Source organism: Nonomuraea sp. SYSU D8015, from assembly GCF_008065375.1.
Classification (GTDB): Bacteria; Actinomycetota; Actinomycetes; order Streptosporangiales; family Streptosporangiaceae; genus Nonomuraea.
In genome coordinates this window covers 20,402-33,662 of record NZ_VJYI01000041.1, presented here as the reverse complement: position 1 = coordinate 33,662, position 13,261 = coordinate 20,402, and the positions used below count along the sequence as shown (strand labels likewise).

Annotated in this window: 12 protein-coding genes; 9 read left to right on the top strand and 3 right to left on the bottom strand. The window is 72.5% G+C overall.

Going from position 1 to position 13,261, the window contains the following annotated elements; genetic code table 11:
- Position 1: 1 nt before the first annotated feature.
- On the top strand, positions 2 to 787 hold the full coding sequence (locus ID574_RS56875) for a TetR/AcrR family transcriptional regulator C-terminal domain-containing protein (protein WP_188197419.1): 786 nt from the start codon (positions 2 to 4) through the stop codon (positions 785 to 787).
- A gap of 10 nt (positions 788 to 797) precedes the next feature.
- On the opposite strand, the gene ID574_RS56870 is transcribed toward ID574_RS56875, so the two are convergent.
- Genes ID574_RS56870 through ID574_RS56860 form a run of 3 tightly spaced genes read right to left on the bottom strand, consistent with a single transcriptional unit; the run spans position 798 to position 2,761 of the window.
- Positions 798 to 1,139, bottom strand: coding sequence for a DUF4180 domain-containing protein (locus tag ID574_RS56870; protein ID WP_188197418.1), 342 nt, complete (start codon positions 1,137 to 1,139; stop codon positions 798 to 800).
- 52 nt (positions 1,140 to 1,191) lie between these two features.
- Positions 1,192 to 1,593, bottom strand: a complete 402-nt coding sequence (locus ID574_RS56865) for a helix-turn-helix domain-containing protein (RefSeq protein ID WP_188197417.1) — start codon at positions 1,591 to 1,593, stop codon at positions 1,192 to 1,194.
- Between the two features lie 43 nt (positions 1,594 to 1,636).
- Positions 1,637 to 2,761, bottom strand: a complete 1,125-nt coding sequence (locus ID574_RS56860) for a winged helix DNA-binding domain-containing protein (protein WP_223168137.1) — start codon at positions 2,759 to 2,761, stop codon at positions 1,637 to 1,639.
- A gap of 159 nt (positions 2,762 to 2,920) precedes the next feature.
- On the opposite strand from ID574_RS56860, the gene ID574_RS56855 reads away from it, so the two are divergent.
- The 8 genes from ID574_RS56855 (at position 2,921) to ID574_RS56820 (ending at position 13,252) form a co-directional block, all read left to right on the top strand.
- Positions 2,921 to 4,459 (top strand): phenylacetate--CoA ligase family protein, encoded by a 1,539-nt coding sequence (locus tag ID574_RS56855; RefSeq protein ID WP_188197416.1) that lies wholly within the window; start codon positions 2,921 to 2,923, stop codon positions 4,457 to 4,459.
- On the top strand, positions 4,456 to 4,902 hold the full coding sequence (locus ID574_RS56850; RefSeq protein WP_188197415.1) for a DUF4188 domain-containing protein: 447 nt from the start codon (positions 4,456 to 4,458) through the stop codon (positions 4,900 to 4,902). The genes ID574_RS56855 and ID574_RS56850 overlap by 4 nt, the downstream gene beginning before the upstream one ends.
- Positions 4,899 to 5,972 (top strand): hypothetical protein, encoded by a 1,074-nt coding sequence (locus ID574_RS56845; RefSeq protein ID WP_188197414.1) that lies wholly within the window; start codon positions 4,899 to 4,901, stop codon positions 5,970 to 5,972. The genes ID574_RS56850 and ID574_RS56845 overlap by 4 nt, the downstream gene beginning before the upstream one ends.
- Entirely contained in the window at positions 5,973 to 6,893 is a 921-nt protein-coding gene (locus ID574_RS56840; RefSeq protein WP_223168136.1) for a nitroreductase family protein, read from the top strand.
- Between the two features lie 368 nt (positions 6,894 to 7,261).
- Positions 7,262 to 9,484: a helix-turn-helix transcriptional regulator gene (locus ID574_RS56835; protein WP_188197413.1), complete on the top strand. Its 2,223-nt coding sequence runs from the start codon at positions 7,262 to 7,264 to the stop codon at positions 9,482 to 9,484.
- Between the two features lie 92 nt (positions 9,485 to 9,576).
- Positions 9,577 to 11,118 (top strand): sugar ABC transporter ATP-binding protein, encoded by a 1,542-nt coding sequence (locus ID574_RS56830; protein WP_223168135.1) that lies wholly within the window; start codon positions 9,577 to 9,579, stop codon positions 11,116 to 11,118.
- Positions 11,112 to 12,119 carry an ABC transporter permease gene (locus tag ID574_RS56825; protein WP_188197412.1) on the top strand — a complete coding sequence of 336 codons (1,008 nt, stop codon included), beginning with the start codon at positions 11,112 to 11,114 and terminating at the stop codon, positions 12,117 to 12,119. The genes ID574_RS56830 and ID574_RS56825 overlap by 7 nt, the downstream gene beginning before the upstream one ends.
- Complete coding sequence (locus ID574_RS56820) at positions 12,116 to 13,252, top strand: substrate-binding domain-containing protein (RefSeq protein ID WP_188197411.1); 1,137 nt, start codon at positions 12,116 to 12,118, stop codon at positions 13,250 to 13,252. The genes ID574_RS56825 and ID574_RS56820 overlap by 4 nt, the downstream gene beginning before the upstream one ends.
- The last annotated feature ends 9 nt before the right edge of the window (positions 13,253 to 13,261 follow it).

Sequence of the window (13,261 nt, the reverse complement as noted above, 5' to 3'; positions counted from 1 at the left end):
GTTGGTCGTTTACGCCGGTCAGGGGGACGCGCGCCGTTCGATGGCGCTGCTGTGGCGCACCGAGGAGCGGGGCGACACCCGGCCGGGCCCCAAACCGGGGCTGAGCGTCGACGAGATCGTCGACGCCGCCATCGCGGTGGCCGACGGCGAGGGCATGGCCGCCCTGTCCATGCGCAAGGTCGGCGAACGGCTCGGCCGCACCGGGATGGCGCTCTACACGTACGTGCCGGGCAAGGGCGAGCTGGTCGACCTCATGTACGACCGGGCCATGGCCGAGCTGCCCGCCGAGTATGACCTGAGCGGCGGCTGGCGCCCGGCCATCACCGCGTGGGCCGAGAACATGCGGGCCTTCTATCTGCGTCATCCGTGGGTGCTGCAGGTGTCGCAGGCCCGCCCGGTGCTGGGGCCGAACGAGTTCGCGGCGCTGGAGACCATGGTCGGCATCCTGCGGCTGACGGGCCTGCCGCCGGGACGGCTGCGTGGCGTGGTGGCGCTGCTGTACGACTTCGTGCGCGGGGCGGCCAGGACGGTCGCCGAGTCCCGCCAGGCGCCCTCGGAGACCGGGGTGTCGGACGAGGAGTGGTGGAAGGCGCGCTCGTCGCTGCTGGAGGCGGTGGCGCCGGGGTTCGCGGCGCGCTTCCCCATGGTGAGGTGGGTGGAGTCGGAGGACGACGACGGGCCCGCGGAGGGCGAGCCATACCTCGAGCACCGGGTCGGCGAGACGTTCAGGGTGGGCCTGGCCGTGCTGCTCGACGGCGTCGAGGCGGCCGTGCGCGGCCAGGCGTGACCTTCCTGGCTCAGGCGCGCCGGGCCGCGAGCTCGTCCAGGTCGCGGACGAACCAGAGGTGGTCGCCCCGGTTCGACTCCAGCACCCAGGCGCGCAGGGCCGAGCTGACCTCGGTGAAGCGGGAGATGTCCCCGACGATCGCCAGGCCGAGCCGGTAGTTGACGAACTTCTGCGCGATCTCCCCGGCCACGCCGGTGCGCAGGGAGAAGAAGTCGTCGTGCAGGCGTTCGGCGGGCACGGCGACCCAGGTGGCGCCGCTCCCCCACGCCTCGCCGATGAGGTCGAGCGCGTCCCGGTTGCTGCGCAGGAGCGGGCCGTCGGGCGCGCATATGTACAGGCCGTCGTCAGGCATGGGTGGTCTCCAGGAAGTCCATGATCTTTCGGGTGTGGGCGGGGAGCCGCCCTCAGTCCCGCACCAGCGCGTCGATGATCCGCAGCACCTGGGCGCTCACCTCGAGCCCGCCCAGCACGATGATCTTCAGGTGCGCGCGTTCCTCGTCGTAGACGAATTCCACACGCACCCCGTGCGGCCGCCCGGCGAGGGATCCCATGACCATCGTGCTGATCCGGTCCATCGCGCGCCTGTCGAGGCCGTCGACCTCCACGATGCTGGACACTTCGGCGTGCCGCCGCATCTCCGGAGCGCCGACCGGGATCCCGGCGAAGGCCGCCAGGTGGTCCTTGGCGATCCGGTACTGCTTGCCGATCCGCACGGCAGGCAGGCGCCCGTCGCGGACGTAGTTCCGCACGGTCTTGACGTGCAGCCCCAGCAGTCCGGCCGCCTGCTCCACGGTGTATTGCTCCATAACACTCCCTAGAGTACGGCATGTTAGGCAGTGATAGGGAGTGTCACGCGTGCGGGCCGACCGTCACCGAGCCGATGGTCAGCCGTGGCCGGCCCTCCAGCACCTCGGCCACCCGTTCCACCTGCTCGTCCAGCTCCCGCAGCTGGCCGGCGGTGAGGTCGCGGAGCGGCTCCACCGTGATGTCGATCTTGCTGCCGGAGCGCCGCTGGTGCCAGACGCCGCTCACGGTCCCGTCCACGAGCAGCACCGGGTAGTTCCCCGCCTGGCCGCCGGACAGCGCCCGCTTCGCCGCCGCGCCCGGGTAGAGCAGCTCGCGCGGCCGCCCGGCCACCACGTACGCGTCGAAGTACGGCAGCAGCCGCACGCCCCGCGGCGGGTCCTCGGGCACCGCCGTGTCGCCCGCGACCACCCAGGCCGGCCGCCCCTCGAACAGCACCTCCTCCACCCCCGCCGTCTCGAACGCCTGGGCCGCCCACCGCACCGGCGCCTCGACCCACTGCGCGAACTGCTCGGGTGTGGCCGGCCCGTACGCCGTCAGGTAGCTCCGGACCAGCCGGGCGGGAGCGTCCGGCACGGGCGGTGTCGCGGGCGCGGCGGTGTAGGTGACCTTGCGGCCCCTGCCCGCGCCGAAGACGAACGCGCCCCGGTGCGCCGCCAGGTGCATCGCCATCCGCCAGCGCGGCCACATGCCCTGGAACGCGGGCATGACGAGGTCGCCGGCCCACGGGCCGGTGGCGGCGACGACCGCGTCGCTCAGCTCGTCGATGGTCAGCTCGGCCCCGTCGAGCACCTCACGGATCGCCGCCACCACCTGGTCGATCTGCTCGGGCGTCATCCTGATGGCCGGCGGGGCGCCGCGGTGCGGGTTCGGTACGGACGACAGCGCTCCCACCCACATGGGCAGGTCGCCCGCGGGCAGCAGGTGCACGGTGCCGCGCGGCCCGTACGTCTTGACCAGGGTGCGCGCGCCCCACAGCGCCTCGCGCACGTGCGCCCGCGTCACGCCGCCGAGCCGCAGGCCGACGGAGAGCTCGGCGGCCGACATGACCTGAGCGTGCGCCCCGCACATCGCGGCCACCACCTCGGCCGGCTCCGCGTGTCTCGGGGAGCCGAGCCCGGCCCGCTCCAGCCGTCGCGCACTCACCTGCGGCCATGACAGTTCGATCACCGTGTCCTCCTCATCGGGTGGACTTCACGGTAGGGGCTAATGCGGAAGAATCCGTGCCGCATTCGTGGGGAGGCGATCCGCCGCGGTCCGGGATTCCGCCCATGTCGTTCAAGTCGCCTTTCAGTGATCTCCAATCGGGCATCGCTAACCTCACCTGTCATGACCCGCCTCAGCCCCTTCCTCGGGCCGCTCACCCCCCGCCAGCGCTGGCGCAGGGTCAGGCTCCAGGCCTACTCCTGGTTCCTGACCGGCGCGTACCGGCTGGGCGCGATGCATCCCGCCGTCTGGCGGCTCGTCGCGCGCACCTACCATCCCGCGCTGGACCGGGTGGCCGCCCGGCATGCCAGGGTGGCCTGCCAGTTCGCCGCCGTGGACGTGCCGGCCTACCGTCACTTCCTGCGGGAGCACGGCGCCGAGCACGCCAGGCGGCTGGAGGACTTCCCCGAGACCACCAAGCACAACTACGCCGGCGCCTACGACGAGGAGAGCCGCTGCCAGGAGGGCAGGCTGCACCGGGCGGGCGTGATCGTGGACGAGTCGTCGGGGTCGAGCGGCAAGCCGTACAACTGGGTCCGCGGGCCGCGTGAGCTCAAGGGCATCTACCGCAACGCCGCCGGGTACATCGAGCTGGTCTTCCCCGGCAAGAGGCTGTTCGTGATCAACGCGTACTCGATGGGCGCCTGGGCCACCGGCACCACCACGGGCACGGCCATGGCCCGCATCGCGATGGTCAAGAACACCGGCCCCGACCTGGAGAAGATCGCCGACACGCTGGAGCACTTCGGGCCCGGCTACGACTACGTGGTGGCCGCGTACCCGCCGTTCCTCAAGCACCTGCGCGACCGGCTCGACGAGACGGGCTTCCCGTGGCGGGACTACCGCATCCGCGGGATGGTCGGCGGCGAGGGCATGACCGAGGCGCTGCGCGACTACCTGGAGGAGCGCTTCGAGGAGGTGCGCTCCGGCTACGGCGCCAGCGATCTGACCATCGGCATGGGCGCCGAGAGCGGGTTCAGCGTGTGGCTGCGCAAGCGCCTGGCCACCGACCAGAAGCTGCGCGACCGGCTGCTGGGCCCTGGCGAGCAGCGGCTGCCGATGATCTTCCACTACAACCCGCTGGAGACGTTCCTGGAGGTGAACGCGGAGGGCGAGCTGCTGTGCACCATCAACACCAAGAGCTGCCTGCAGCCCAAGCTCCGTTACAACGTCGGCGACGAGGCCCGGCTCCACACCCTCGCCGAGGTGCGCGAAGCCCTCGGCGCGGAGGAGTACGAGCGCGCGTGGACCGACGAGCGGCTCAACCTGCCGCTGCTGTTCCTGTTCGGCCGCAAGGACTCGACGATCTCCTACATGGGGGCGAACCTGTATCCGCAGGACGTCGAGTACGGCCTCTACCAGGGCAATCCGTACGCCGCCGCGATCAACAGGTTCTGCCTGTCGCTGGAGGAGCTGCCGGGCCTGGAGTATCGTCCCGTGATCAACCTCGAGGTACGCGGCGACGTCGACCGCGAGGAGCTGGCGGCCATCTGCCGCAAGGGCGTCGTCGCCCACCTGAGCGCCGTCTCGCGCGACTTCGCCGAGTCGCTCAAGGAGGACCCGACGGCCGCCGACCTGCGGGTCAGGACCTACGACCTGGGTGAGGGCCCGTTCACCGGGCTCACCAAGATGAAGAACGTCTACCTGGTGAAGGACGCATGAGGACCACCGATTTCAGCAGGACGCCGCCGCAGGGGCAGGCGACGGCGATGTTCGTCGGGGCCACCCGCTACCGGGGGCCGTTGTCGATATTCACGCTGACGCTGACGTGGTTCCGCATGGTGCGCGACATGAAGCGGATGCGCGGCTACTGCTGGCACAAGATCTACTGGGAGTTCCCGTACACGCTCGGCACGCTGGCGTTCTTCGAGGACCGCGATGCGCTGTTGCGCTTCGCCCGCAGCCGGCACCACCGCAAGCTCATGCGGTGGGTGACCGACGGCACGAAGAACGCCACGGGCGGCTACATCCGGCTCTACAACGCCGAGCCCGAGGGCTACAGCAACGGGATCTGGCGGGCCGAGGGCGGCCCGATGGCGCACATCGAGACGTTCACGCCGCTGTCGACGGAGGACGGCGAAGGGCCGCGGGTGAGGCGGAAGTGACGGCGCTGGAGCGCGTCGGCTCCCGCCGCGGGCTGCGCGAGTTCCTCACCCTGACCGACCGCCTCTACCGGGGCGAGCCGCGTTTCGTCCCGCCGCTGCACGCGCAGGTCCGCACGTGGTTCCGGCAGGGCGTGCCGATGTACGTGCTGCGGCGGCGCGGTCAGGTGGTGGCGCGCACGACGCTGCACACGGACGCCGCGCTGGACGCCGAGCTGGGCCGGCCGGCGCAGCTGTTCGGGCTGACGGAGTTCGCGGAGGGAGCGGCCGAGGAGCTGTTCGACGCCGTCTGCGCCGCCGGGCGCGCCGCGGGGCGGCAGACCGCGTTCGGCCCGGTCTCGCTGCTGCCCAACCAGGCGGGCGGCGTCATCACCTCGGGCTTCGGCGAGCGCGGTTTCATCGACAGCGCGTGGAACCATCCGTACTACCCGGTCGCGTACGAGGCGTACGGGTTCGCCCGCCGGTTCGAGTCCGACACCTGGATCTGCCCGGTGCCGGACAAGCCGGTGTTCGACTTCGACGACCGGCGGATCGAGGCCGAGGGGCTGCGGGTGCACCGGGGCGACCGGAGGCGCGTCCAGGAGCAGCTGCCGATCCTGCGCGAGATGCTCAACGCCAGTTTCGCGCAGCTCGGCTACTACACCGAGATCTCCGCCGAGCAGCTGGCGGCGCAGACGGACGGGCTGGCGCACCTGCTCGACGAGGCGCTGCTGCTGTACCTGACGAAGGCGGAGCGGCCGATCGCGTTCGTGCTCTGCCTGCCCGACATTTCAGAGTTCGTCGTGAAATGCCGGGGCGATCTGCATCTGCTGAACCAGCTCCGCCTGCTCGCCACCCGCTCCCGTTACCGGCGCGAGGCGGTGCTCGTCATCAAGGGCACCGTCCCGGAGGAGCAGGGCCACGGCTACATGCGGCTGCTCTCGCGTGAGCTGCACGAGGGGCTGCGCCGGGGCGGGTACCACACGTTGCGCAGCACGTACGTCGAGCGCACCAACCCCGGCTCCGCCGCCCAGTACGTCGCGATGGGCGGGCGCCCGCTGCACGGCTACACCTTCTACGCCAAGGACCTCTGAGTGGACGAGCTGCGGGCGCTGGAGCCCGACTTCTGGCGTGCGCCCAGCGCGCACAACACCCAGCCCTGGACGTTGATCTACACCGGCGACGCGGTCGCGGTCGGCTGGGACCCGGACAGGGCGCTGCCCATCAGCGACCCCACGGGCCGCGACCTGCGCCTCAGCCTGGGCGCGTTCGTGGAGTGCTGCCTGATCGTGTGCGCGGACGCGGGCCTGTCCGTGGGCTTCCGCCCGGATCCCGGGCCGCGGCGCGCAGGCTGGCTGCAGGAGGCGGCCGAGCCGTACGAGACGCCGTTCACCACGGCGGACGTGCGGGCGCGCGGCGCGAACCGCGGCGAGTACCACCCGGGACGGCTGCCGGACGACGTGGCCGAGGGGCTGGCCGGGACGCGCCGGGTGGCCTGCCGGGACCTGGCGGACCTGCTGCACGCGGCGGACCTGCACCAGTTCGGCGACGGCGAGGTGACGCGGGAGCTGCGTGCCTGGCTGCGGCTCACCCGGCGGCACCGCCGCTACCTGCTCGACGGCCTCAGCGACCGCGCGCTGGCCTTGAGCCGGTTCGAGGCGCTCGCCCTGCGGGCCTCGCTCGCTCTGTATCCGGCGTTGCGTCCCCTGGGGCTCCCCCGGCTGCTGGCCGGGGCCTCCCGGGGGCTGCTGGACTACGACGGGGACGTGCTGGTGCTGGTCGGCCCGCCCGGCGACGAGGTGGAGCAGGGCCGCGTGCTGATGCGGCACTGGCTGACGCTGTCCGGCCTCGGCTACACCACGCACCCGCTGAGCCAGCTCATCGACTGCGCGCCCACCCGGGAGGTGCTGGCGGAGCGGCTGGAGGTGGCCGACCCCCTGTCGCTCCTGCACGTGGCCCGCGTCGGCCGCCCGAAGGCGCCGGCCACGCCGTCGTCGCGGGTGAAATCCCGTTAGGGCCCGCTTTTCGGCACCTCGTCACGAGCGCCCTCGGCTCCTCCTCACCCGCCGTAGTCGACCGGAGGGCCCTTGGGGAAGCCGCGCTGTCGTGCCTTCTCCGGCACGCGCGGAGCCGGTGCCGCCGGGGAGGGCCGAGTGCGTGGGCGTGGGCATGTGTTCAGCCGCGCGTGGCGGGCAGGGGCCTCACAAGGGCAGGGTTTGCGTCCGCCCTGTCATGGCATTGCCCGCCGGGGGTAGCGGTACCTAGGGCGAGGACCGTGGAGTGTGGTGCTATGGGGGCGACGGCGCGAACGCGCACGGGGAATCTGCCGCTTGAGCTCACCAGCTTCATAGGTCGCAGGCGTGAACTCGCCGAGGGCAAGCGCTTGCTCTCCACCGGCCGGATGCTGACCCTGGTGGGCGTGGGCGGGGTGGGCAAGACCCGGCTGGCGCAGCGGATCGCCGGGGAGCTGTCCCGGGAGTTCCCCGACGGGGTCTGGTTCATCGACCTGGCGCCGCTGACGGCCGGGGACCTTCTCATCAACGAGGTCTCCAGCACCCTCGGATGCCCGCTGCCGGACATGGAGGTCCTCACCGAATGCCTGGAGGACAAGAGTCTCCTGGTGGTGATGGACAACTGCGAGCACCTGCTCCCCCAGTGCGCCGCACTCGCCGGCGACCTGCTGGCCATCGCCCCCGGGCTGCGGATGCTGGCCACCAGCCGGGAGCCGCTCCGTAACGCCGGGGAGCAGGTCCTCGAGGTGCCGCCGCTGACGGTGCCGGGGGACGCCGAGCCGTCCGGCGAGGGGCTCCTGCAGAACGAGGCGGTGCGGCTGTTCGAGGACCGGGCCTCGTCGGTCGTGCCCGGGTTCAAGGTCGACGACGCCAACTTCCCGGCCGTTGCGCGGCTGTGCCGGCGGCTGGACGGCATCCCCCTGGCCATCGAGCTCGCGGCGGCGCGCGTGCTGGTGCTGTCCGTGCAGCAGATCGTCGACCGCCTCGAGGACCGGTTCCGGCTGCTGACGACCGGGCCGACCACCGCGCCGCCGCGGCAGAAGACGCTGCGGGCGCTGCTGGACTGGAGCTACGACCTGTGCACCCCCGAGGAGCGGGTGCTGTGGGAGCGCCTGTCGGTCTTCTCCGGCGGCTGCGGCCTGGAGGCGATCGAGTACGTGTGCTCCGGGGAGGAGGCGGCCTGGGACCACGTGCTGGACGTGCTGGGGCGGCTGGTCGGCAAGTCGATCGTGCAGCGCCGCGGGCAGGGCCCTGCCGTGCGCTTCGACATGCTGGACACGATCCGCCATTACGGATGGGACCGGCTCGTCGCCTCCGGCCACGCCAAGGACCTTCGGCTGCGCCACCGCGACTGGTGCCGGAGCCTGGCGGCGCGGGCGGAGGAGGAGTGGTTCGGCGAGCACCAGATGACGTGGCTCGGCCGCCTGTCCCAGGAGCAGGCCAATGTGCGGGCCGCGCTGGAGTTCTGCCTGAGCGAGCCCGGCGAGGCCTGGGCCGCGCTGGAGATCGCCGCCGCGATGTGGAGCCACCGGCTCTCGTGGAGCTCCCCGAGCGAAGGCCACCATTGGCTGGAGCGGGGGCTCGCGCTGGAGCCGGACGCCGGGGCCGTCCGGGCCAAGGCCCTGTGGGTCGACGCGTGGCTGGTACTGCTGCGGGGCGACCAGGAGGCCGCCAAGCCGCTGCTGGAGGAGTGCCGGACGCTGGCGACGCGGCTGGGCGACGAGGCCCAGCTCGCCGGCACGATCCACATCACGGGGTTCGCCGCGTTGCTGGCGGGAGACTTCGACCGGGCCTTCACGCTCCTGGAGGAGGCCCTCGTGCGGCGTCGCGCCCTCGGCCATCGGGGGCACGTGTTCGTGGTGCTCTTCCAACTGGCCATGACCGCCGTGCTCAAGGACGATCCACGCTCCACGGAGCTCTGCGAGGAGGTGCTGGAGACGGCCAGGGAGGCGAACGCCGAGTGGTCGGTCTCCTACGCGCTGTGGGTCACGGCCCTCGGCCGATGGCGGCAGGGCGCGCTCCGGGACGCCGCGGCCATGATGCGGGACGCCGTGCGGCTGAAGCTGCGCTGCAACGACCATCTGGGCCTCGCCCAGTGCGTCGAGGGACTGGCCTGGATCCTCGCCGACGACAAGCAGTACGAGCAGGCCGCCCAGATGCTGGGCGCCGCTCACGGGGTCTGGCGGTCGATCGGCACGTCGCTGTCCGGGGTCGGGCACCTGGCCGGCGCCCACGACCGGTGCGCGGCCACCCTCAGGGAACACCTCAGGGAAGAGCGGTTCACGGCGGCCTTCGACCGCGGCGCGCAGCTCACCCCCGACCAGGCCGCCGCCTTCGCGCTGGAGGAGAGGCGCGGCCGGCGCCCGGAGGCCCGCCCGCCCGAGTCCGACATGGCCTCCCTCCTCACCCGCAGGGAACGGGAGATCGCCGAGTGCGTCGCCAAGGGCCTCAGCAACAAGGAGATCGCCGACGCCCTGGTCATCTCGCAACGCACCGCGGAGTGCCACGTCGAGAACATCCTCCGCAAGCTGAACTTCACGTCCCGGTCGCAGATCGTCAAAACCTGGTCCTCACGCGACCTCGACCAGGGGTGATCCCCGAGCCTGTGACCTCGGGTCATATACGATCACATCGAGCGAGCTCCACGAGCCCGTGCGCCGGGTGACGGAGTCCCGCGGAGACAGCTGTGCACGACGACATCCACCCGGCCGGACCGGGATCAGCGACCGTCCCCGATCCGCTTGTCCGGATCCGGGGCCTCCGCAAGCACTTCGGCGGCACCCACGCGCTGCGCGGAGTGGACCTCGACCTCCACGGCGGCAGCATCCTCGCCCTGCTCGGCGCGAACGGCGCCGGCAAGTCCACCCTGATCAAGATCTTGGCCGGGATCCACCACGCCGACGAGGGAGAGATCAGCGTGGCCGCCGCCCCCCTGGGCGGTCACGCGGCCACCGGCGGCATGGCGTTCATCCACCAGGATCTCGGCCTCGTCGAGTGGATGAGCGTCGCGGAGAACATCGCCCTCGGCGCCGGATACCCCCGGCGCGGCGGCCTCATCTCCTGGCGCGCCGTACGCCGCCGCGGCGCGGACGCCCTGGATACGGTCGCCTGCCGCCTCGACCCGGACACGCCGATCGCACGCCTGACGCGTGCCGAGCGCTCGCTCGTCGCCATCGCCCGCGCGCTGGCCACGGACGCGCGGATCCTCGTCTTCGACGAGCCCACCGCCTCCCTGCCCGCCGCCGACTGCGCCGTCCTCTTCGACGTCCTGCGGACGCTCCGCGATCGGGGCCACGCGATCCTGTACGTCACCCACCGGATCGACGAGGTCTACCGGATCGCCGACAGCGTCGCCGTCCTCCGCGACGGACGCCTCGTCAGCCGGGGGCCGCTGGCCGGCCGCCGCCCCGCCGACCTGGTCCGCGACATCGTCGGCCGCGAGACCAGGGTCCACCGGCGCCGCGTCCGCAGGCCGGGGAAGGTCCTCCTGCGCCTGTCCGGCGTGCGTACCGGGCAGGCGGGACCGGTCGGGTTCGCCCTCCGCAGGGGCGAGATGCTCGGCCTCGTGGGACTCGCCGGGGCGGGGCACGTGGACGTCGGGCGCGCGCTGGCCGGCGCGTCCCCCGTCCTGTCGGGCCGGGTGGTCCTCGCCGGGCGGCCGTACCGGCCGGCCTCGGTCGCGGCCGCCGTGGGCGCGGGCATCGGCCTCCTGCCGAGCAACCGGGCGGAGGAGGCCGCCGCCCAGGACCTGAGCGTGCGGGAGAACCTGCTGGCCAACCCGGCGGCACGCGGCCGTTCGCCGCTGAGCGCGACGGGGCCGGGGCGCGAGCGCGCCGAAACGGCGGCCGTCGTCACGGCCCTGCAGGTCCGACCGGCCGACCCGGAGGCGCCGTTCGCCGCCCTGTCCGGAGGAAACCAGCAGAAGGTGCTGATCGGGCGCTGGCTCGGGGCCGGCCGCCGGCTGCTGATCCTCGAGGAGCCCACCGCGGGAGTGGACGTCGGCGCCAAGTCCGAGATCCACCGGCTGCTCGGCGAGGCCCTGGCGACCGGGCTGGCCGTCCTGCTCGTCTCCGGCGACTTCGAGGAAGTCGTGAACATGTGCGACCGCGCGCTCGTGTTCGCACGCGGAGCCGTGACCGCCGAGCTGAGCGGCGGCGGCCTCACCGTCGCGGCGCTCACCCACGCGGCCACGGCCACGCCTGTCTCCCGCCGGGCGGATCGATGCTGATCAGGGAGCTCGTCCGGCGGCGGATCTCCGCCGGCCGTCTCCTGGGCAGCTACGGGCTGCCGGGGCTGGGGTTCGTCCTGTTCGTGGTGTTCGCGCTGGCCTTGCCCGGCACGTTCCCGACCATGGCCAACTTCACGGCGATCATCTCCGCCTACGCGATCACCGCGATTCTGGCGCAGGGCGCGATGATCCCCATCATCACGGGGAACTTCGACCTGTCGATCGGCTACGGCCTCGGCCTGAGCCATGTCATGACGCTTCTCCTCATCGTCAACGCCGGATGGCCGTGGCCGCAGGCCTGCCTGGCCGTGCTCGCCGGCGGGATCGCGGTCGGCGTGGTGAACGGTTTCCTGGTGGAGTACGCGCGCATCGACTCGTTCATCGCGACGCTCGGCACCGGCAGCATCATGTACGCCGTCACGGGGTGGGTGACCGGCGGCGCCCGGATCTTCCCCGGCCCGCAGGGCCTCCCCGCGGGCCTCACCGACCTGTACGACTCGAGGCTCCTCACCCTGCCGGTCCCCGCCTTCTACGTCCTGGCCCTGGCGGCCGTGCTGTGGATCGTGCTGGAGCGGCTCGCGCTCGGCCGCTACCTCTACGTCATCGGCTCCAACCCGCGGGCGGCCGAGCTGGTCGGGATCCCCGTCCGCCGCTACGTCGTCCTCGCCTTCGCCGGCTCCGGCCTTCTGACCGGCTTCGCCGGGATCCTGCTCGCCGCCCAGCAGCAGATCGGCAACCCGAGCGTCGGCCTCGACCACCTGCTGCCCGCCTTCGTGGCCGCGCTGCTCGGATCCACCACGATCAAGCCCGGGCGGGCCAACCCGTGGGGCACCGTCGTCGCCGTCGCCGTCCTCGCCATCGGGCTGTCCGGCCTCAGCCAGCTCGGGGCGTATTTCTGGGTGACGCCCCTGTTCAACGGGATCACCCTGCTCATCGCGGTCGGACTGGCCGGCTACTCGGCACGCCGCCGCACCAGCGCCACCAGCGGGAGCCGGGCATGAACCGCTTCCTGCGTCGTGCCACCGCTCTCGCGCTGGCCGCCGTGCTCGCCGGCGGCTGCACCCGCGGCCCCGCGCCGGACCGCGCCCCCGGCCGCGACGGGGCGGCGAGCCCGTGCCCCGACATGGCGAACGCGGCCAAGCGGGCGGTCGCGCGGGCCGAAGCGGTCGACACCCCCTGGGACGGCCCCACGACCGGGCCCCGCGCCGTTCCCGGAAAGAGCATCGCCTTCGTCGCCTCCAGCATGACCAACCCCGGCGTGGCCGGCACGGCCAAAGGGGTCCAGGAGGCGGCGCGGACCATCGGCTGGCGCGTCCGCGTGATCGACGGCCAGGGCACGCCCGCCGGGATCCGGTCGGCCTTCGGCCAGGCCCTCGCGCTCCGGTCATCCGGGATCGTCATCGGCGGGTTCGACCCGGGCACCGTGGCCCAGCAGGTGAAACAGGCCGACGACGCCGGCATCCCGCTCGTCGGCTGGCACGCGACCACGTCACCGGGCCCCAGCGCCAACCCCAAGCTCTTCACCAACGTCACGAGCCGCGTGGAGGACGTCGCGCGGATCAGCGCGTACTGGATCATCGCGAAGTCGGACGGCGACGCCGGCGTCGTGATCTTCACCGACTCCTCGATCCCCTTCGCGGAGAACAAGTCCCAGCTGATCAAGAAGACGCTGCTGAGCTGCCGGGGCGTCAAGCTCCTCGCGTACGAGAACATCCCGCTCCCGGACACCGGCACCCTCACGCCGGTGGTGGTCTCCTCCCTGCTGTCCCGCTTCGGCGAGCGCTGGACGTACTCGGCCGCCATCAACGACGTCTACTTCGCCGACGCCGCCCCGGCGCTGCGTGCCGCCGGCCGGAACGGCGGCGGGCCCCCGTATTCCATCGGCGCCGGGGACGGCGATCCGTCGGCGTTCCAGCGCATCCGCGACCGGCAGTTCCAGCAGGCGACCGTCCCCGAGCCGTTGAACGCGCAGGGCGCCCAGATCGTCGACGAGCTGAACCGCGCGTTCGCCGGCCGCCCTCCCAGCGGCTACGTCACGCCGGTGCACCTGACCACGACCGAGAACGTGGACGGCTCCACCTCGTGGGAGCCGCGCGGCTACCGCGAGGCCTACCGGCGCATCTGGCACGGCTAGAGGAGCGGC

Coding starts and splice junctions, on each gene's coding strand:
- ID574_RS56870 (WP_188197418.1), bottom strand. CDS start 1,139: ATGCCTGACGACGGCCTGTACATATGCGCGCCCGACGGCCCGCTCCTG.
- ID574_RS56820 (WP_188197411.1), top strand. CDS start 12,116: ATGAACCGCTTCCTGCGTCGTGCCACCGCTCTCGCGCTGGCCGCCGTG.
- ID574_RS56855 (WP_188197416.1), top strand. CDS start 2,921: ATGACCCGCCTCAGCCCCTTCCTCGGGCCGCTCACCCCCCGCCAGCGC.
- ID574_RS56850 (WP_188197415.1), top strand. CDS start 4,456: ATGAGGACCACCGATTTCAGCAGGACGCCGCCGCAGGGGCAGGCGACG.
- ID574_RS56825 (WP_188197412.1), top strand. CDS start 11,112: ATGCTGATCAGGGAGCTCGTCCGGCGGCGGATCTCCGCCGGCCGTCTC.
- ID574_RS56865 (WP_188197417.1), bottom strand. CDS start 1,593: ATGGAGCAATACACCGTGGAGCAGGCGGCCGGACTGCTGGGGCTGCAC.